The 18,010-nt window shown below is 71.6% G+C and carries 19 protein-coding genes and 1 riboswitch; of the genes, 11 read left to right on the top strand and 8 right to left on the bottom strand.

The window, feature by feature from the left end; all coding sequences use genetic code 11:
• Positions 1-41: 41 nt before the first annotated feature.
• A riboswitch (cobalamin riboswitch) is annotated at positions 42-184 on the bottom strand.
• Positions 185-318: 134 nt separating this feature from the next.
• The 3 genes from R2B38_RS07510 to R2B38_RS07500 form a co-directional block, all read right to left on the bottom strand.
• On the bottom strand, positions 319-540 hold the full coding sequence (locus R2B38_RS07510; protein ID WP_033287090.1) for a hypothetical protein: 222 nt from the start codon (positions 538-540) through the stop codon (positions 319-321).
• A gap of 34 nt (positions 541-574) precedes the next feature.
• Positions 575-1,837 (bottom strand): inorganic phosphate transporter, encoded by a 1,263-nt coding sequence (locus R2B38_RS07505; RefSeq protein ID WP_318015508.1) that lies wholly within the window; start codon positions 1,835-1,837, stop codon positions 575-577.
• A 110-nt stretch (positions 1,838-1,947) separates the two neighbouring features.
• On the bottom strand, positions 1,948-2,739 hold the full coding sequence (locus tag R2B38_RS07500) for a lysozyme (RefSeq protein WP_318015507.1): 792 nt from the start codon (positions 2,737-2,739) through the stop codon (positions 1,948-1,950).
• A gap of 196 nt (positions 2,740-2,935) precedes the next feature.
• Between R2B38_RS07500 and R2B38_RS07495 the strand changes: the two genes are divergently transcribed.
• The 3 genes from R2B38_RS07495 to R2B38_RS07485 all read left to right on the top strand — a co-directional run bounded on the left by R2B38_RS07495 (position 2,936) and on the right by R2B38_RS07485 (position 7,092).
• On the top strand, positions 2,936-3,685 hold the full coding sequence (locus R2B38_RS07495; protein ID WP_318015506.1) for a class II aldolase/adducin family protein: 750 nt from the start codon (positions 2,936-2,938) through the stop codon (positions 3,683-3,685).
• Positions 3,686-4,233: 548 nt separating this feature from the next.
• Positions 4,234-5,361 carry an alpha/beta hydrolase family protein gene (locus R2B38_RS07490; RefSeq protein WP_318015505.1) on the top strand — a complete coding sequence of 376 codons (1,128 nt, stop codon included), beginning with the start codon at positions 4,234-4,236 and terminating at the stop codon, positions 5,359-5,361.
• 396 nt (positions 5,362-5,757) lie between these two features.
• A complete protein-coding gene (locus R2B38_RS07485) occupies positions 5,758-7,092 on the top strand; it encodes a hypothetical protein (RefSeq protein WP_318015504.1) in 1,335 nt (444 codons plus the stop codon).
• Between the two features lie 6 nt (positions 7,093-7,098).
• Here the strand turns inward: R2B38_RS07485 and R2B38_RS07480 are convergent, their stop codons facing one another.
• Together R2B38_RS07480 and R2B38_RS07475 are read right to left on the bottom strand one after the other, a co-directional pair.
• Complete coding sequence (locus R2B38_RS07480; RefSeq protein WP_318015503.1) at positions 7,099-7,530, bottom strand: VOC family protein; 432 nt, start codon at positions 7,528-7,530, stop codon at positions 7,099-7,101.
• 133 nt (positions 7,531-7,663) lie between these two features.
• Positions 7,664-8,554, bottom strand: a complete 891-nt coding sequence (locus tag R2B38_RS07475; RefSeq protein WP_318015502.1) for a neutral zinc metallopeptidase — start codon at positions 8,552-8,554, stop codon at positions 7,664-7,666.
• A gap of 408 nt (positions 8,555-8,962) precedes the next feature.
• Between R2B38_RS07475 and R2B38_RS07470 the strand changes: the two genes are divergently transcribed.
• The 3 genes from R2B38_RS07470 (at position 8,963) to R2B38_RS07460 (ending at position 12,078) form a co-directional block, all read left to right on the top strand.
• Positions 8,963-10,561: an ABC-F family ATP-binding cassette domain-containing protein gene (locus tag R2B38_RS07470; protein ID WP_266767336.1), complete on the top strand. Its 1,599-nt coding sequence runs from the start codon at positions 8,963-8,965 to the stop codon at positions 10,559-10,561.
• Between the two features lie 368 nt (positions 10,562-10,929).
• Entirely contained in the window at positions 10,930-11,148 is a 219-nt protein-coding gene (locus R2B38_RS07465; protein WP_019060653.1) for a helix-turn-helix domain-containing protein, read from the top strand.
• Positions 11,149-11,265: 117 nt separating this feature from the next.
• Positions 11,266-12,078, top strand: a complete 813-nt coding sequence (locus R2B38_RS07460) for an enoyl-CoA hydratase/isomerase family protein (protein ID WP_318015501.1) — start codon at positions 11,266-11,268, stop codon at positions 12,076-12,078.
• Positions 12,079-12,099: 21 nt separating this feature from the next.
• Here the strand turns inward: R2B38_RS07460 and R2B38_RS07455 are convergent, their stop codons facing one another.
• Positions 12,100-12,894 carry a nucleopolyhedrovirus P10 family protein gene (locus tag R2B38_RS07455; protein WP_318015500.1) on the bottom strand — a complete coding sequence of 265 codons (795 nt, stop codon included), beginning with the start codon at positions 12,892-12,894 and terminating at the stop codon, positions 12,100-12,102.
• An 87-nt stretch (positions 12,895-12,981) separates the two neighbouring features.
• On the opposite strand from R2B38_RS07455, the gene R2B38_RS07450 reads away from it, so the two are divergent.
• Genes R2B38_RS07450 through amaP form a run of 5 tightly spaced genes read left to right on the top strand, consistent with a single transcriptional unit; the run spans position 12,982 to position 15,349 of the window.
• Positions 12,982-13,467: an Asp23/Gls24 family envelope stress response protein gene (locus R2B38_RS07450; protein WP_318015499.1), complete on the top strand. Its 486-nt coding sequence runs from the start codon at positions 12,982-12,984 to the stop codon at positions 13,465-13,467.
• A 55-nt stretch (positions 13,468-13,522) separates the two neighbouring features.
• Positions 13,523-13,708, top strand: coding sequence for a hypothetical protein (locus tag R2B38_RS07445; protein ID WP_019060657.1), 186 nt, complete (start codon positions 13,523-13,525; stop codon positions 13,706-13,708).
• Complete coding sequence (locus R2B38_RS07440; protein WP_318015498.1) at positions 13,705-14,091, top strand: Asp23/Gls24 family envelope stress response protein; 387 nt, start codon at positions 13,705-13,707, stop codon at positions 14,089-14,091. Before R2B38_RS07445 ends, R2B38_RS07440 begins: the two co-directional genes overlap by 4 nt.
• Complete coding sequence (locus R2B38_RS07435; RefSeq protein ID WP_033286383.1) at positions 14,088-14,765, top strand: DUF6286 domain-containing protein; 678 nt, start codon at positions 14,088-14,090, stop codon at positions 14,763-14,765. The genes R2B38_RS07440 and R2B38_RS07435 overlap by 4 nt, the downstream gene beginning before the upstream one ends.
• Before the next feature lie 5 nt (positions 14,766-14,770).
• On the top strand, positions 14,771-15,349 hold the full coding sequence (gene amaP, locus R2B38_RS07430; protein WP_318015497.1) for an alkaline shock response membrane anchor protein AmaP: 579 nt from the start codon (positions 14,771-14,773) through the stop codon (positions 15,347-15,349).
• A gap of 58 nt (positions 15,350-15,407) precedes the next feature.
• Here the strand turns inward: amaP and R2B38_RS07425 are convergent, their stop codons facing one another.
• Together R2B38_RS07425 and R2B38_RS07420 are read right to left on the bottom strand one after the other, a co-directional pair.
• A complete protein-coding gene (locus R2B38_RS07425) occupies positions 15,408-16,163 on the bottom strand; it encodes an SDR family oxidoreductase (protein ID WP_318015496.1) in 756 nt (251 codons plus the stop codon).
• Positions 16,164-16,168: 5 nt separating this feature from the next.
• Entirely contained in the window at positions 16,169-17,956 is a 1,788-nt protein-coding gene (locus R2B38_RS07420; protein ID WP_318015495.1) for a glycoside hydrolase family 15 protein, read from the bottom strand.
• Positions 17,957-18,010 lie beyond the last annotated feature (54 nt).

The following is an 18,010-nucleotide window of genomic DNA, read 5'->3' as shown; positions in this document are numbered from 1 at the left end:
GAGCATGGCGGTATGTCCTCACTCAGGGTGTCCACGCCCTGGTTCGACGAGACCGGCGGTGAGAGTTCCTGGCTCCCGGGGGTGTCTACCCCGGTGACAGTGGCGGGACCGCGCCGGATTCGCACCGGCTTCCTCTCCTGCCGCCGTATATGGCTCCGGCAGTCCACCATGCTGTTGGAAGGGCCGTCAACTTGCTGTTGACCTGCGGGGACGGAGTGTGCTGATGCCCACACGCGGGTGGTCGATGGGGTCACGCGGACGTGGGGTGCGGGACGGCGATCCGTCCCGCACCCCACGTTCCGTTCAACTCGCGGCCGGTCAGGCCACGATCAGATAGATCCCGTACGCCACCGCCGCCGCGCAGGCCGCGAAGCAGGCGTACGCGCCGGTCAGGGCGAGGGGCGCGGAGTCGCCCTGGGCGGTGGCGCGTTCGCGGCGGGAGAGGCCGACGATGCCGAGGGTGAAGACCGCCACGAGGGAGACGGTGGCCACGAGGCTGACGCCGAAGACGGAGCCGAGGGCTGCCCAGTCGATGTGCATGCTGATTCGTTCCTTCGTGTCCGGGGCGCGGGGCTCAGACGGCGGCAGCCGGCGGTGTCGCCGGGTCGGACTTCGCGAGGGTGGGCGGGTTCACGGGCGGCGAGGGGATCGTCGCCGTCAGGCCCTCGGAGAGGGCGACCGACGGGGGCGGCGGGGTGACGGCGGCGATCGCGGTGGTGACCACGCCGGCCGGTTCGTCGATCTCGTTGACGTTCGAGGCGTCGACGACCTGGCGGCGGGAGAGCAGCCAGATGCCGGCGCTGGAGGCGACCAGGAAGACGGCCACCAGCGCGGTGCCCCAGTCGCCGAGGTCGGTCACGGACTCGGCGAGCGCGCCGACCAGCGCGGCGGCCGGCAGCGTCAGACCCCAGGCGACGAACATCCGGGTGGCGGTCGACCAGCGGACGACACCGCCCTTGCGGCCGAGGCCCGCACCCATCACCGAACCGGAGACGGCGTGCGTGGTGGAGAGGGAGAAGCCGATGTGCGAGGAGGCCAGGATGACCGCGGCGGCGCTGGTCTGGGCGGCGAAGCCCTGCTGCGGTTGGAGGTCGGTCAGGCCCTTGCCCATCGTGCGGATGATGCGCCAGCCGCCGATGTACGTGCCCATCGCGATGGCGAGGCCCGCGGAGAGGATGACCCAGGTGGGCGGGTCCGAGTCGGGGGCGATGGAGCCGCCGGCGATCAGGGCCAGGGTGATGATGCCCATCGTCTTCTGCGCGTCGTTCGTGCCGTGGGCCAGCGAGACCAGGCCGGCGGAGGCGATCTGGCCGACGCGGAAGCCCTTGTCGGCGGCCTTTCCTTCGGAGTTCCGGCTCAGTGCGTACGAGAACCTCGTGGCGAGCATCGCCGCGACGCCCGCGACGATCGGGGCGGCGATCGCCGGGAGCAGCACCTTGGTGACCAGGACGTCGCCGTGGACCGCGCCGGTGCCGGCCGAGGCGATGGTGGCGCCGATCAGACCGCCCATCAGGGCGTGCGAGGAACTGGACGGCAGGCCGACGAGCCAGGTCACCAGGTTCCAGAGGATCGCGCCGACCAGGGCGGCGAAGATGACCTCGGGACGGATGCCGCTCTCGTCGACGAGCCCCTTGGAGATCGTGTTGGCGACCTCCACGGAGAGAAAAGCGCCCACCAGGTTGAGGGTGGCCGACATGGCCACCGCGACCTTGGGCTTGAGCGCACCGGTCGAGATGGTGGTGGCCATCGCGTTGGCGGTGTCGTGGAAACCGTTCGTGAAATCGAACGCGAGTGCGGTGATCACCACAATCGCGAGGATCAGCGAGAAGCTTTCCATTTACCCAGGCAATCGTTCGAGGTCATTGGCGCGTTGACCGTAGGAAACCTGAATGAACGGAAGATGAACTGAGGGGGTCCCTGTGGTGGCCGGATTGCCCAGGGAACCGCTCAGTAACCCCGGGCGAACTTCCTCAGTTGGCTCACCGTCCCGTTGAAGAGATTCTGGTCACCCGGCAGGCTCCCGCTGTTGGCGTACTGCCAGAAGGTCCAGTACGACCATCCGGCGGGCAGCGAGCCCGCGTCCGCCGACCCGTGGCGGGCGATCCACAGGGCGTGTGCCGAGGCCAGGGAGCTGTTGTCGCCCGTGCAGGTCTTCCACCACAGGGTGGTCGTGTAGATCACCGGGCGGCGGCCGGTCTCCCGGTTCACCTCGGCGCTGAAGGCCTTGATCCAGTTGACCGTCCCGGTCTTGCTCAGGCCGTAGCAGGGGTGCTTCCTGTCGTACGGGTTGGTCTCGATGTCCAGGGCCGGCGGCAGCGTCCAGCCGTCGGCCTTCCAGTCGCCGCCGTGCGCCACGAAGTACGCGGCCTGGCTCGCGCCCGACGATCTGTCCGGCAGCGCGAAGTGGTACGCGCCGCGGATGATGCCGGCCTTGCGGGCGCCGTCGTACTGCTGGTCGAAGTACGGGTTGCGGTAGGTGGTCGACTCGGTCGCCTTGACGTAGACGAAGGTGGCGCCCTTCGCCTTCGCGCTCGGCCAGTCGACGTTCTTCTGGTGCGAGGAGACGTCGTGGCCCTTCGGCGGGCTCGCGGCGGTGCCGGCGGCGGTGGCCGGGGTCTCGGTGAGCGCGAGGGCGGTTGCGCCGGCGGTGAGTGCGGCGAGGACGGCTGCGGCGAGGCGGGCGCGGGACCGGAGTCGGGGGTGGGTGCGGGTCAGGGACGGTTTGCGATCACGGGCCATGTTTCCCCCGGGAATGGCTGCGTGCACGACAAATCTCCCAGAGGTTATTGGAAGATCCGTCAATGCCGGTCGGTCTCCGGCCAAGCGACCGGAGTGGGTGGTTGGCACCCATATGTCATCTTTCGGATGCGCGGCTTCCGGCCTAAAGTGCCTTCGCCCGAACGTGCGTTGGGGCACCGGCTGACAGGATCGCGGCATGGCTGAGCAACGGCGGGACCAGGGGGACGGGCGGGGCGCCCGGGAGAGTGCGGGAGCTGCGGGGGAGGCGCGGAGGAGAAGTGTGCGCGCCGAGGAGGCGCACGCCTGGGGCGCACTCGTCGCGACAGCGCGCCGGACGGTCTCCGACGGCCTGGTCGTCGGCACCTCCGGGAACGTCTCGGTGCGCGTCGGCGACACCGTCCTGGTCACACCGTCGGGCGTCCCCTACGACCGCCTCGCCCCCGCGGATACGGTCGGCGTCGACCTGGACGGCCGACAAGTGCTCGGCACCCTGCTCCCGACGAGCGAACTCCCCATGCATCTCGCCGTCTACCGCAGCACCGACGCCCACGCCGTCGTCCACACCCACGCCGTCCACGCGACGGCCGTCTCGACCCTCGTCCCCGAACTCCCCTCCGTCCACTACATGTCCGGCGCCCTCGGCGGCCCGGTCCGGGTTGCCCCGTATGCGACCTACGGCACGGAGGAGTTGGCCGAGAACATGCTCCACGCCCTCACGGACCGCTCCGCCTGCCTCCTCCAGAACCACGGCACGATCGCCTACGGCACCTCCCTGGACCAGGCCTTCGACCGCACGGCCCAGCTGGAGTGGATGTGCCGGCTGTGGCTCACGGCGTCGTCGGTGCCGGGGTTGTCGCCGACGTTGCTGACGGGGGAGCAGGTGGCTGAGGCGGGGGAGCGGTTGCGGGGGTATGGGCAGGGGGGCGCGCGGCGGGGTGAGGGGTGAGGGTGCGGTGGGGTGAGGGCGGTGGAAGTGAGGGGGAGAGGAGAGCGTGGCGAGGGTGAGGGCGCGGGTGGGGACGGCGGAAGCGAGAGGGTGAGGTCGGCTGTGTGGGGTGCGGGTGGCGGAGAGGGGGCGGGGTTGGCTGGGGTGAAAGTGACGGGGTGAGCGGATCGGATGGCGAGGTGAGCGCGGCGAGGGTCGGGCGGGCGCTGTCGCCGACTCGCTCCCTACGGGTCCTGCCGGGGTGTGTCTCCGGCGAAGACCCTTCCGGCGGCGCCGAACTGCCTCGCACCACCCGCATCACCTGCACGGCGTCGAGCCGGCGGCCCGCCTCGCGTCGTCCTCGTGCTGCGCGCCACCGCTCCGTCTCCACCGCCATCACCGAGGCATCCCGGCCCCCCCCGCACACCTCCTCCCCCCCACGGCGCCCACCCCACCGGCACCGCCCCACTCCCGACCACCACCGAAACATCCCGCCCTGGATACCTCCCGCGCAGAACCCCCCGCCCCTCCGGCTGGCCGGTACCCGCCTCCCCCGGGACACTGGACCCGTGCGCACAGTCAAAGCGACGGCCGCGGCCGTCTCCGTGGCCCTCGCGGCCGGTGCGGCCGGCGTCGCCGTCGGCCGGTTCGCCAGTGACGCCGCGCTGAAGGCGCCGCCCGGGCGTCCCCTGCCGACCGAACCCCGGCTCACGGTGCACTCCACCGCCGCCGGGCAGATCGCGCTCACCCGCGACCTCGCCTCCCTGCGCCCCGGCACCTACGGCCTCGCCGGTGACGGCTCCCACGCGGTCGTCGGGCCCGTCGTCGAGACCGCGTCCCCCTCCGCCGACGCCGTCGTACGCCGCCTCGAACGTGTCACCCACGGCACCCTCCGCCCCGGCGACAAGGTGTGGCTCACCCCGAACGTCCACGTCGGCAACCCGAGCGCCGCCCTCGGCCTGGACCACGCCGACATCGACATCCCCGGCGAACTCGGCTCCCTTCCCGCGTGGTTCGTGCCCGGAGCGCGCAGCACCTGGGTGATCGCGGTGCACGGACTGGCCGCGACCCGCGAACTCCCCCTGAACGTCATGGAGTTCCTGCACCGCAACAGCTTCCCGGTGCTCGCCCTCGCCTACCGCGGCGACCTGGGCGCGCCCCGGAACCCCGACGGCCTGAACCACCTCGGCGAGACCGAGTGGCGCGACCTGGACGCGGCGATCCGCTACGCCGTGCGGTACGGCGCCGAGCACGTCGTCCTGTACGGCTGGTCCACCGGCGCCACCATGGCGCTGCGCGCCGCCGCCCACTCCGCGATGCGCGACCGCGTCTCCGGCCTGGTGCTGGACTCCCCGGTGCTGGACTGGGAGACGACGCTGCGCGCCCTCGCCACCGCCCGGCACACCCCGGGCGCGCTGCTGCCGCTGGCGGTCCGTGCCGCCCAGGGCCGCACCGGTCTGCACGGCGACCGCATCGCCGAGGCCGCCGACCCGGCCCGGCTCCGGGTCCCGACCCTGATCTTCCACGGCCCGGACGACACGGTGGCCCCTTGGACCCTCTCCCGCCGCTTCGCCGCCCACCGTCCCGACCTGATCACCCTCCAGCCGGTCGCCCACGCCCCGCACAGCGCGATGTGGAACGCCGACCCGGCCGGCTACGAGGAGATCCTGCGCCGCTTCCTGACACCGCTGATGTGATCCCGCATCCCGCTGATGTGGTCCCGCATGCCGCTGGTGTGGTCCGCCCCCCGCTGTGATCCCGCATGCCGCTGGTGTGGTCCGCACCCCGCTGATGCCATTCGCTCACCGCCGATGTGATCCACCGGCCCGTACCGGACGCCCCTCTTCACCACCCCGGCCTCCCACCCCCGCCACACCCCGCCGACCTTCCGTTTAGCCCTGTACCACTGGCCTGATCCCGGTCCCCAGCTGCCCGCGGGACCCCGTGCCTTGGCCCTCCCCGTCGCCCGCCGTGACATTCCGTTTGGGTTTTCGGACCGTCAACCGGAAGACTGCACCCGTGACGTCCCGTATCCCGCGCGACTCCAGGCTTCGACTCGTCCGCCCGCGACCCCTGGCCGCCGCCCCCGAGCGATGAACCAGCGGCGCTCGCGCCGCCCCGCACCCCGCCCTCCGGAGGGCACACCGGCCCCCGCGGAACTGGCCAGAATGGCTCGCTCCGGCCTGGCCGGAGCCGCCCGCGTCGCCCACTGGGCCGACGCCGCACTACGCCCCGGCCGTGACAGCGCGAGCCCCGACGGCAAGGGCACCCTCTCCGACGCGACCGCCGAACTCGCGGCCGAGGATCTGGGCCTGACCCCGGCTCAGGTCCGCGCCGACTGGGACACCGCCCGTCTCGCCGGCCTCGTCGAGGTGCACGGCGACGAGGCCCGCCCCGGCTGGCGGCTGCGCGCCTGGGACCGCGACGACAGCGCCGTCCTGCGCGGCTGGGTCGCCCTCTTCGACGCCTGGTCGCTCGCCCACCCGGAACCCCGGGAACACGAGCCCTCAGCCGTCGCCGAGGTCGTCTCGGCCATGCCCCAGGTGCTCTCCTTCCTCCAGCTGTCCGCCGGACCCGTCCCCGTCGAACAGCTCCTCGACCTCCTCGGCCAACGGGTCACCGAACTGCGCACCGAGCGCTGCGAGATCCCCTACGGCCCCCAGCCCGAACCCGTCCAGCAGCCCCCGGCCGCCGACACCCCCGACACTCCCCTCGACCCCCTCCTCGACTGGGCCCTGCACGCCCTCGCCTCCGTCGGCGCCCTCACCTACGGCGATGCCCAGGCCACCCTCACCCCGCTCGGCAGCTGGGCGGTCTGGGTCAAGCTGGAGCAGATCTGCGTGGCCGCGCAGAGCCCCGCCGGGAACATCGAGCAGTCCGCCGAGGACATGCTCCGCGGCTGCTCCCAGCTCCGCCCGAACGCCGCCCGCGCCGAGTACCGCGCCTGGCTCGCCGCCCGCACCGTGGGCACCGCCGTCGGCCAGCTGATCGACGCCGCCCGCGGTGAGGACGCCCTGCTGCGCGGCCTCGCCTTCGAGGCGCTGCGCGTCGTGGGCGCCCCGGCCGAGCCCGACGTCCGCGCCGTCGCCGACGAGGCGACCCTGCGGCCGTACGCCCTGCTGTGGCTCGCGGAGCACGACGGGATCGATCCGGAGGACGCCCACGAGGTGCTCACCCGCGAAGAGGCCACCTGGTTGTGGGTCGACAGCGCCGCCGCCGTCGCCGACCACGGGGAGGCCCCGCTGCTGGTGCGGCACCTGGAGTCCGCGATCCAGCCGACCGTCCCGATGCTCCTCGACGAGGTGCGCGCCGTGGGCCATCCCCGCACCGTGCAGGTCCTCGTCGCGCTCGCCGCCGCCCACCCGGACCCGGCGCTCGCCAAGGCCGTACGCCGGGCGGCCTTCCAGGTGCACACGGGGGGAAGCTAGGCGCGGTCAGGTCCCTGTCTTCGGTATCTCCGGCAGCTCCGGAGCGTACGTACCGAAGCTCCAGATGTTGCCCTCGGCGTCCCGGGCCATGTAGTCCCGCGATCCGTACTCCTGGTCCGTCGGGGGCATCAGGATCTCAGCGCCGTGCTCCACGGCCCGCCGGTGATGGGCGTCGACGTCGTCCACGACGATGTACACACCGGTGGGACCCGCGCTCTTCATCGCCTCGTCGAAACGGCCGCCGCGGCCCTTCGAGCCGAGCATCACCGCGCCGTTGCCCTGCACCAGCTCCGCGTGCATGACCGAGCCGTCCTCGCCCTCGTACACCGCCAGCTCGGTGAAGCCGAAGGCCTCCGTGAGCTGCCGGATCGCCGCCTTCGCGTCCGCGTACAGCAGGGACGGGTAGATGGTCGGACGCCCGCTGTCCTTGCCTGCCATGCCGATCACTTCCTTGTGTATCGGGTCTTCGCCGTCCATCGGGTGTTTTTCGATGGTCTGAGTGCTTTCGACGAGTCTTGCACCCGCCACTGACAACGCCCCCCGAACCGGGCACAGCGGCCGCCGGCCACCGTCAGCGGAAGGTGTTGCACCGCGCCATGTCCCCGGTCCGGTAGCCCGTGTAGAACCACTGCTGCCGCTGCGCCGCCGACCCGTGCGTCCAGCTCTCCGGCGTCACCCGGCCCTGGAACCGCTCCTGGATCCGGTCGTCGCCCACGGCGGCCGCCGCGTCCATCCCGTCCCGGATGTCGGCGTCCGTGAGGCTGGTGATCAACGGCCGCCCGGTCGACTCGTCCTTCGTGGTGGTCGCGTGGTGCGCCCAGACCCCGGCGTAGCAGTCGGCCTGCAGCTCGACCTTCACCGCGTTGCTGTTCGCGCCGGTCCGCCCGTCCTGGGACCTGCCGAGCGTGCCCATCAGGTCCTGCACGTGGTGCCCGTACTCGTGCGCCACGACGTACGCCTGCGCGAACGGCCCGCCGCTGGAGCCGAACTTCGTCCGCAGCTCGTCGAAGAACCCCAGGTCCAGATAGACCTTCCGGTCGCCCGGACAGTAGAACGGCCCCACCGCCGAGGTCGCCGTCCCGCACGCGGTGGCGACCTGCCCGCTGAAGAAGACCGTCGGCGACCGCGTGTACGTACCGCTGCGCCGCTGGAACTCCTGCGTCCAGAAGTCCTGCACGCTGTTGACCACCGCGACGATGCGGCAGTCCTCCTTGGTGTTCGCGTCCTGCCCGGTCCGGCAGGTCGACTGCACCTGGGCCAGCGAGGACGCGGTCGCCGCCGGTGAGTCGCTGCCCGACGACAGACCCAGGTTGTCGGGACCGACACCGAAGAAGAGCCCGAGCAGCAGCGCGATCAGCCCCGCGAGGCCACCGCCCACGGTCGCCCGGCCACCGGGAATCCGGCTGCCGCGCACGTCCTGCACTTCGGAGGTGTCCAGATTCGCGTCGTCGTCGAACTGCATGGCGTCATCCTCGCCCGCCGTTCCCGCTGCGGCGCCGAACGAGGGGCCGAACGGGGGACGGCTCCCAGCCCGGCCCACCGAGCCGGCGCGGCACGCGTGCGTGCCGTGCTGAAGGGGATCGCGAAGGCGCCGGCCGTCTTACCGACCCTGCACGCACGCGTGCCGTACGTCACGCGTCCAGCGCCGCTCATCTCCCGGCACCGCACCGGACCACGCAGCTCATCGCCGTGGACGACCGGTACCGGATCACCTCGCGCCGCGCGCCCCGGGGCGATGACCCGCCGCGCACAGGAAAAGCGCTTGCACGGCCCCGTTAGACTTGGCCCATGGCCATTCTCCTCGCGCATTAGACGGCGGGAACGTCCTCAGCCGCCCCTTCCGCCTACGACCCCGCTCTGGAGTCTGACCGTGATCTCCGCCTCCGGTATCGAGCTGCGCGCCGGTGCCCGCGTCCTCATCGAGTCCGCCACCTTCCGTGTCGCCAAGGGCGACCGCATCGGTCTGGTCGGGCGCAACGGCGCCGGCAAGACCACCCTGACCAAGGTCCTGGCCGGCGAGGGCCAGCCCGCCGGCGGCACCGTCACCCGCTCCGGCGAGGTCGGCTACCTCCCGCAGGACCCCCGCACCGGCGACCTGGACGTGCTCGCCAGCGACCGCATCCTCTCCGCGCGCGGCCTGGACACCCTGATCCGAAAGATGCGCGAGAACGAACAGCGCATCGCCAACGGCAGCGGCGCCACCCGCGACAAGGCCATGCGGCAGTACGAGCGCCAGGAGACGGAGTTCCTCACCAAGGGCGGCTACTCCGCCGAGGCCGAGGCCGCCACCATCGCCGCCGCGCTGAACCTCCCGGACCGCGTGCTCGGCCAGCCGCTCCATACGCTCTCCGGCGGTCAGCGCCGCCGTATCGAGCTGGCCCGCATCCTGTTCTCCGACGCGGACACGCTGCTCCTGGACGAGCCGACGAACCACCTCGACGCCGACTCGATCGTCTGGCTGCGCGACTACCTGAAGACGTACCGCGGCGGCTTCATCGTGATCTCCCACGACACCGACCTCGTCGAGACGGTCGTCAACAAGGTGTTCTATCTGGACGCCAACCGCTCCCAGATCGACTACTACAACATGGGCTGGAAGCTCTACCAGCAGCAGCGCGAGGCCGACGAGAAGCGCCGCAAGCGCGAGCGGCAGAACGCCGAGAAGAAGGCCGCCGCCCTGCACTCGCAGGCTGACAAGATGCGCGCCAAGGCCACCAAGACGGTCGCCGCGCAGAATATGGCCAAGCGCGCCGACCGCCTGCTCGCCGGGCTCGACGCGGTCCGTGTCTCCGACAAGGTCGCCAAGCTGCGCTTCCCGGAGCCCTCGCCCTGCGGCAAGACCCCGCTCATGGCGGAGGGCCTGTCGAAGTCGTACGGCTCCCTGGAGATCTTCACCGACGTCGACCTGGCCATCGACAAGGGTTCACGTGTCGTCATCCTCGGGTTGAACGGCGCCGGCAAGACGACCCTCCTGAAGCTCCTCGGCGGTGCCGAGAAACCGGACACGGGTGAGGTCATCGAGGGCCACGGCCTGAAGCTCGGCTACTACGCGCAGGAGCACGAGACCCTCGACCCGGAGCGCACGGTCCTGGAGAACATGCGCTCCGCCGCCCCCGACCTGGACCTGGTCGAGGTCCGCAAGACGCTCGGCTCGTTCCTGTTCTCCGGGGACGACGTCGACAAGCCCGCCGGTGTTCTCTCCGGCGGCGAGAAGACCCGGCTCGCGCTCGCCACCCTCGTGGTGTCGTCCGCGAACGTCCTCCTCCTGGATGAGCCGACGAACAACCTGGACCCCGCCAGCCGCGAGGAGATCCTCGGCGCACTGCGCACCTACAAGGGTGCCGTCGTTCTCGTCACCCACGACGAGGGCGCCGTGGAAGCGCTTCAGCCGGAGCGCATCATCCTGCTGCCGGACGGCGTCGAGGACCTGTGGGGCGCGGACTACGCGGATCTCGTCGCGCTCGCCTGACAGTCAGTCCCATGACGGTCAGCGCCGTGTGATCGAATGCTTGATCCACGGCGTATGGATCATTCGGCCTACCGGTGATCCACCATCTGTGTGAGATCTCCTCGTACCGAGGTGTGTCGTACACCGATTTCCCGGCCGAGCCCTTTATCGACAAGGGCTCGGCCGTCCTGCGTCTCTGACCAGGTACTTCACGGAACAACTCGTTCGGCCGTACGGACACACCCCTCAGGAATTCCACATTCCACTTGTGGGGACGCGCTCCTGTCGTCAAAACCTTGTCTTACGGACCTTGCCGAATGGGTGGCCATGAACGCTTGGAGGGGTGATCATGAGGAGACCAAGAGCGCACTTCCCATGAGGAGGCACGGGTGGCCGAGACTCTGAAGAAGGGCAGCCGGGTAACCGGCGCCGCGCGCGACAAGCTCGCGGCAGACCTGAAGAAGAAGTACGACTCCGGTGCGAGCATCCGAGCGCTGGCCGAGGAGACCGGCCGCTCGTATGGCTTCGTCCACCGGATGCTCAGTGAGTCGGGCGTCACGCTTCGTGGGCGTGGCGGGGCGACGCGGGGCAAGAAGGCTTCGGCCTGACCCCGGGTGGCTCATCGGCTTCGATGGTGGCCACCCGGTCGGACGACTGACCGACCGGGTGGTTACTGTGCAGTCACTTAGCTCTGCTCTGCTGACCGCACACATCGGAGGCGCCCCATGGCTTCGCCCGAACAGGACGACAAGGACCTCGGTCCCGTACTCGACAAGGACGGCGTACGGCTCACCGTCGACGACGCGATCGCCACGGTGACGCTGACCAACCCGGCCAAACGCAACGCTCAAAGTCCTGCTCTCTGGCGGGCGTTGGCGGAGGCCGGACGGTCGTTGCCGGGCTCCGTCCGTGTCGTGGTGCTGCGCGCCGAGGGCAAGTCCTTCTCGGCCGGACTCGACCGGCAGGCGTTCACGCCCGAGGGCTTCGACGGCGAACCGTCGTTCATCGACCTCGCGCGCAGCAGTGACGCCGTGCTGGACGGGACCATCGCCGAGTACCAGGCGGGCTTCACCTGGTGGCGACGCAGCGACATCGTGTCCATCGCCGCCGTCCAGGGGCATGCCATCGGGGCCGGATTCCAGCTCGCCCTCGCCTGTGACCTGCGCGTCGTCGCCGACGATGTGCAGTTCGCCATGCGCGAGACCAGCCTCGGACTGGTGCCCGACCTGACCGGCACACATCCCCTGGTGGGCCTCGTCGGGTACGCCCGCGCGCTGGAGATCTGCGCGACCGGGCGCTCCGTCCTGGCCGAGGAAGCCGTCAGCACCGGCCTCGCGAACATCGCCGTACCCGCAGACCAGGTCGAGGACGCCGTACGCGACCTGGCGAGCGCACTGCTGGCCGCCCCGCGCGACGCCGTCATCGAGACCAAGGCGCTGCTCCAGGGCGTCCAGGGTCGCGCCTACGACGATCAGCGCGCCGCCGAGCGTGCCGCCCAGGCGCGACGCCTGCGGGACCTGGCCGGCGTCGGCGAATAAGGCCGCCGGCCCGCCCTGCCGTCAGTCCACCTTGGTGACCAGTACGGCCACGGTCGGGTGACCGGGCAGCGCCTCGCCGACCCCCGCGCGGACCTCCCGGGCCACATCCAGGGCCCGGCGGTCCGCGCGTACCGCGAGTTCCACGCGCGCGTGGAGACGCGGCAGCGCCCCTTCGCCGGCGACCTCCTCGATGTGCACCGCCCGGCCGAGCCCGCCCAGCGCACCGGTCAGCCGGGCCACTCCCGGGACGGCGAGCGCGGTCGCGGCGACCAGGGATGCGCTGTCGCCGCCGTCAACACGGTCAACATCGTCCACACGATCAATGTCATCAACATGGTCAATGTCGGCAGCGGGATCGTGATCCGCACCGTCCACACGGCCGACATCGTCAATGACATCAATGTCGTCAATGTCGTCCATATGGTCCAGCAGGACCGTCACCTGTAGATCAACCTCGTCCACCACCAGACCGAGCCGCTCCGCCGCGGCCGTCGCCAGTGCCGTACGCAACCGGGACGCCGCCTCCGGCAGGGGTTCGGTCGCCACGGCGGCGAAGTCGGCCGTGACCCGCAGCGGCCCGGGCGGCAGCGCACCCGGCGGAGGCGGTACGGCGGGCTCGTGCGCGTCGGCCGGATCGGCGAGGGCGATCCGCAGCACGCCCAGCCGCACGCCCCGCACCTGCTCCGCCGCGCCCCGGAGTACGGCCTCGGCCGCCCGCTCGGCGATCCATGAGCAGTCCCGCCGATCACCCAGAGGCAGCAGCCTGCCGAGCCGCAGTTGATGCCGTACCGCTCGCGTCCACGCGTCCGCCGTCATTCCTCCAGCCTGCCGCATGTCCAGCGCGGGACCGAGCAACCGCAACTACCGTGGTCGAAGGACGACGACCGAAAGGGATGTACGGCGATGACCGACATGACGGAGCGGAACCGGACACAGGACCCCGACGGTGAGCGGGAGTCCGTACAGACCCGCAAACCCCCCACCAAACGCGGCGGCGGCGACCCCGCGTCCCGGGGGCGGACCACCATCGCCGACGGCGTGGTGGAGAAGATCGCCGGGCTGGCCGCCCGGGACGTCCTGGGCGTGCACGCCATGGGCAGTGGGCTGTCCCGCACCTTCGGGGCCGTGCGCGACCGGGTGCCCGGCGGCACGAAGTCGGTGTCCCGGGGTGTGAAGGCCGAGGTCGGCGAGGTGCAGACCGCGCTCGACCTGGAGATCGTCGTCGACTACGGAGTGTCGATCGCGGATGTCGCCCGGGCCGTACGGGAGAACGTCATCACGGCCGTGGAGCGGATGACCGGCCTCGAGGTCGTCGAGGTCAACATCGCGGTCAGCGACGTGAAGCTGCCGGACGAAGAGGACGACGAACCGGAGCCCAGGCTCCAGTGAGCGAGCCGACGGACGAGTCAACGAGCGGGCCGACGAACGAGCTGAGGAGCGCAGGATGAGCAGGGCCGTGGTCGGCATGATCGCCGGAATGGCACTGGGCTTCGCCGGATACTTCGGCGGGTTCGGGGCCTTCCTGCTGGTGGCGGCCCTGGGCGCCATCGGGTTCGTCGTCGGCCGGTTCCTGGAGGGGGACCTGGAACTCGGCGACTTCTTCCGCTCGCGTGACGACCGGCGGCGATGACCCGCGTGAGCGGCCGGGACGGCGCGGTCGACGAGCGCGGCGGACCCCTGGCCGTCATCGCGCCCGGTGAACGGGGCGCCACCCGTATCGCCGACCGGGTCGTGGCGAAGATCGCCGCACAGGCCGCGCGCGAGGCGCTCGGACCACTGCACCCGGACGCCGCGTCGCCGCATGCCACCGTGGTCGTACACCACGACACGGTACGCGTGCGCGTGCACCTCGAACTCGACTATCCGTGCGACATCGGAGCGCGCTGTTTTCAGGTGCGTCGACAGGTGGTTCAGCGGGTACGCGCGTTGGTGGGCATGGAGGTGCCCGAGGTCGCCGTCCAAGTGGAACGGCTCCATCCGGCACATGGCGCGGCACAGGGGAGGACGCGATGAGCGAGCCCCAAGGCTCCGACGGCACGACCCAACGACTACCGGTCATCGAGAAGGAGACCGACCCCGGACCCGGCGGATACACCGCCGCGTCCGACTACGACCCCGTTCCCGTCGTCCACGACGGCGACGGCAAGGGCGGCCGCTTCTGGTCGGCGCGCCGCGTCCCCGCGGCCGTCGTCGCCGTCCTGCTGCTCGTCGGCGCCGGCGCCCTGCTCTACGACGTCACCGCCGTGCGCGCGGAGCGGCCCGCCGCGCACTGGCGCCGGGAACTGGCCCGGCAGCTCGCCGAACGGCCCCTGGACGACACCTGGGTGCTCGTCGGCGCCGGCATCGCCGCCGCCCTCGGCCTCTGGCTGATCGTGCTCGCGGTGACACCCGGTCTGCGCCAGGTGCTGCCGATGCGCCGCACCCACGCCGACGTCCGGGCCGGCCTGCAGCGCGCCGCCGCCGCGATGGTGCTGCGCGACCGGGCCATGGAGGTCTCGGGCGTGCAGTCGGTCCGCGTGCGCACCAGCCGCACGAAAGCCGACGTCCGCGCGGTGTCGCATTTCCGTGAACTCGACGATGTACGGGCCGACTTGGACGCCGTCCTCGGCGACGCGATCACCGGGCTCGGACTCGCCCGCCCGCCCGCGCTGTCGGTACACGTCGGCCGCTCCGGCCGGAAGGGATGAGGCCGATGCTCAGGATCGTCAACCGCGCGGTGATCGGCGTCGTAGGCCTCGTCCTGCTCGTGCTGGGCGGCTCCGTCCTGGCCGTCGGCCTCGGAGTGAAGCCGCCCTCCTGGTGGATCTACGACGGGCGTCACGACGTCCTGCTGAGCGACGCCCGGCGCACCCGCTGGCGGGGCGACGGCTGGTGGTGGCCGACGGTCCTCGCCGTGCTCGCCGTCCTGGTTCTGCTCGCCCTCTGGTGGCTCGTCGCGGTGCTACGGCGCCGTCGGCTCACCGAGGTCGCCGTCAGCACCGGCGACGGCGAGGGCGCGCTGCTGCGGGGCCGGGCCCTGGAGGGCGTCCTCGCCACCGACGCGGGCGCCCTGGACGGCGTGGCCCACGCGCACGTGCGGCTCGCCGGCACCCGCACGGCCCCCGAGGCCCGCGTCCAGCTCAGCCTGGAACCGCACGTGGACCCCGGAGTCGCCCTCGACCACCTGACGGCCAACGCCCTTGCCCACGCCCGCGATTCGGCGGGCCTGGACACGTTGCCGACGGAGGTCCGCCTGACGGGCGTCAAGCACCGCGCGGAAAGGGTGAGTTGAGCGCCCCAAAGGGGCGCGGGGAATTGCGCGACCAGCCCACGACGGCCCGCACCCGACGTCAGAACCCGTGCCGCATCCCACCGTCCACAGGCACCATGATCCCCGTCAGATAGGACGCGGCCGGCGACAGCAGAAACGCCGCCACCCGCCCGAACTCGTCCGAAGTCCCGTACCGCCGCAACGGAATCCGCGACTCGTTTGCCGCACGCGTGGCCTCCGGGTCCGCGGACAACCCGTCCAGCTCGCGCACGCGGTCCGTGTCGATGCGGGCCGGAAGCAGCCCCACGACGCGGATGCCGCGCGGCCCCAGCTCGTCCGCGAGGGACTTGGCGAAACCGGCCAGGCCGGGCCGCAGCGCGTTCGAGATCGTCAGCCCGGGGATCGGCTCGTGCACCGAACCGGACAACACGAACCCGATGACACCGCCCGCCTCCAGCTCCTCGGCGGCCGCGCGGGCGAGCCGTACCGCACCCAGGAACACCGACTCGAACGACGACTGCCACTGCTCGTCGGTGGTGTCGCCGACGAACCCGGGCGGCGGCCCGCCGACGCTCACGAGGATGCCGTCGAAGCGCCCGAATTGCTCACGCGCGGCGGCGATCAGCCGGGCCGGCGCCTCCGCGTCGGCGTTGTCGACGGCCACGCCGACCGCGTTCGGCCCCAGCTCGGCCGCCGCGTCGGCGGCGCGCTTCTCGTCCCGGCCGGTGACGACCACCTTCGCGCCGTCGGCCAGCAGCTCGCGCGCGGCGGCGTTGCCCAGTCCGCGGGTGGCCCCGGTGACGACGTACACCCGGTCCTTCAGTCCAAGATCCATGGTCCCTATCCTGCCTCCTCGTCCCCGAACAGGGTGAGGGCGGTGTTCACCAGGCCGATGTGGCTGAACGCCTGCGGGAAGTTGCCCAGCAGACGACCGGCCACGGGGTCGTACTCCTCCGCGAGCAGCCCCACGTCGTTCGCGAGCCCCACCAGCCGCTCGAACAGCACCCGGGCCTCCTTCTTGCGGCCCGTCATCTGGAGCGCGTCCACGAGCCAGAAGGAGCACGCAAGGAAGGCGCCCTCGTCGCCGGGGAGCCCGTCGACGGGGGTGTCGGCGGCGGTGTCGTAGCGGCGTACGAAGCCGTCGTGGCCCAGGGCCTCGCGGACCGCGTCGACCGTGCCGACGACCCGCGGATCGTCGGGCGGGAGGAAGCCGAAGCGGGGGATCAGCAGCAGGGCGGCGTCGAGTTCCCGCGAGCCGTAGTACTGCGTGAACGTGTTGCGCTCCGGGTCGTAGCCCTTCTCGCACACGTCCCGGTGCACCGCGTCGCGCAGTTCGCGCCAGCCCTCCAGGTCGCCGGGCAGGTCGGCGTACTCCTCCAGGGTGCGGACGGCCCGGTCGGCGGCCACCCAGACCATGACCTTGGAGTGCACGAAGTGCCGGCGTCCGCCGCGCACCTCCCACAGGCCCTCGTCCGGCTGCTGCCACTGCGCGCGCAGCCACTCCAGGAGAACGGCCTGGAGCGACCACATGTGCGGCTTGGGGGACAGGCCCGCGCGGCGGGCCAGCCACAGGGAGTCGAGCACCTCTCCGTAGACGTCGAGTTGGAGCTGGTTGACGGCTCCGTTGCCGATGCGGACGGGGGCCGACCCGCCGAAGCCGGAGAGGTGCGGCAGTTCGAATTCGGGGAGCCGCCGTTCGCCTGCCACGCCGTACATGATCTGCAGGTCCGCCGGGTCGCCCGCGACCGCGCGCAGCAGCCAGTCGCGCCAGGCCTCGGCCTCCTTGTGGTAGCCCGCGGCGACCAGGGCGCCCAGGGTGAGGCTGGAGTCGCGCAGCCAGCAGTAGCGGTAGTCCCAGTTGCGGACGCCGCCCATCTCCTCGGGGAGTGACGTGGTGGCCGCGGCGACGATGCCACCCGTCGGGCGGTACGTGAGCGCCTTGAGGGTGATCAGGGAGCGTACGACCGCGTCCCTGTAGGGGCCGTCGTAGCGGCAGCGGGCCGCCCAGCGCCTCCAGTCCGCGACGCTGGTGTGCAGCGACTTGTACGGGTCCACGAGCGCCGGACGGGGCTCGTGCGAGGGATGCCAGGTGAGGACGAAGGCGACCTTCTCGCCGGCCTCTACTGTGAACTCCGAGAGGGTGCTGAAGTCCTCGCCCCAGGTGCGCACTTCGGGCTCGCTGCGCAGCCACACCGAGTCGGGACCGGCGACGGCTACCCGGTGCCCGTCGGACCTGCGCACCCACGGCACGACCGAGCCGTAGTCGAAGCGCAGGCGGAGCCTGCTGTGCACGGTGACCTTGCCGCTGACGCCTTCCACGATGCGTACGACGTCGGGGGCGCGGTGGCGCTGGGGCATCAGGTCGGTGACGCGGATCGTGCCCTCGTCGGTCTCCCACTCCGTGTCCAGGACCAGGGTGTCGGGGCGGTAGGCGCGGCGGGTGCAGCGGTCGGCGCCCTTGGGGGCGATGCGCCAGTGGCCGTTGTCCTCGTCGCCGAGCATTCGGGCGAAGCAGGCGGCCGAGTCGAAGCGCGGCAGGCACAGCCAGTCGACCGAGCCGTCCATGCCGACCAGGGCCGCGGTCTGTTCGTCGCCGATGAGGGCGTAGTCCTCGATACGTGGGTGCACGGGGTGCGGGTTCCCTGCCTGTCGGTGAGGCAATCAAGGTTCGGGGCCGGGCGG

The sequence above is a fragment of the Streptomyces sp. N50 genome (assembly GCF_033335955.1).
Classification (GTDB): domain Bacteria; phylum Actinomycetota; class Actinomycetes; order Streptomycetales; family Streptomycetaceae; genus Streptomyces.
The sequence above is the reverse complement of the archived record's forward strand: the minus strand, read 5'-3'. Positions and strand labels throughout refer to the sequence as shown.

Bases quoted from the DNA above. Each gene is read 5' to 3' on its own strand.
- R2B38_RS07510 (WP_033287090.1), bottom strand. From the start codon at position 540: ATGCACATCGACTGGGCAGCCCTCGGCTCCGTCTTCGGCGTCAGCCTC.
- R2B38_RS07505 (WP_318015508.1), bottom strand. From the start codon at position 1,837: ATGGAAAGCTTCTCGCTGATCCTCGCGATTGTGGTGATCACCGCACTC.
- R2B38_RS07500 (WP_318015507.1), bottom strand. From the start codon at position 2,739: ATGGCCCGTGATCGCAAACCGTCCCTGACCCGCACCCACCCCCGACTC.
- R2B38_RS07495 (WP_318015506.1), top strand. From the start codon at position 2,936: ATGGCTGAGCAACGGCGGGACCAGGGGGACGGGCGGGGCGCCCGGGAG.
- R2B38_RS07485 (WP_318015504.1), top strand. From the start codon at position 5,758: ATGAACCAGCGGCGCTCGCGCCGCCCCGCACCCCGCCCTCCGGAGGGC.
- R2B38_RS07480 (WP_318015503.1), bottom strand. From the start codon at position 7,530: ATGGCAGGCAAGGACAGCGGGCGTCCGACCATCTACCCGTCCCTGCTG.
- R2B38_RS07475 (WP_318015502.1), bottom strand. From the start codon at position 8,554: ATGCAGTTCGACGACGACGCGAATCTGGACACCTCCGAAGTGCAGGAC.
- R2B38_RS07460 (WP_318015501.1), top strand. From the start codon at position 11,266: ATGGCTTCGCCCGAACAGGACGACAAGGACCTCGGTCCCGTACTCGAC.
- R2B38_RS07455 (WP_318015500.1), bottom strand. From the start codon at position 12,894: ATGACGGCGGACGCGTGGACGCGAGCGGTACGGCATCAACTGCGGCTC.
- R2B38_RS07450 (WP_318015499.1), top strand. From the start codon at position 12,982: ATGACCGACATGACGGAGCGGAACCGGACACAGGACCCCGACGGTGAG.
- R2B38_RS07445 (WP_019060657.1), top strand. From the start codon at position 13,523: ATGAGCAGGGCCGTGGTCGGCATGATCGCCGGAATGGCACTGGGCTTC.
- R2B38_RS07440 (WP_318015498.1), top strand. From the start codon at position 13,705: ATGACCCGCGTGAGCGGCCGGGACGGCGCGGTCGACGAGCGCGGCGGA.
- R2B38_RS07435 (WP_033286383.1), top strand. From the start codon at position 14,088: ATGAGCGAGCCCCAAGGCTCCGACGGCACGACCCAACGACTACCGGTC.
- amaP (WP_318015497.1), top strand. From the start codon at position 14,771: ATGCTCAGGATCGTCAACCGCGCGGTGATCGGCGTCGTAGGCCTCGTC.
- R2B38_RS07425 (WP_318015496.1), bottom strand. From the start codon at position 16,163: ATGGATCTTGGACTGAAGGACCGGGTGTACGTCGTCACCGGGGCCACC.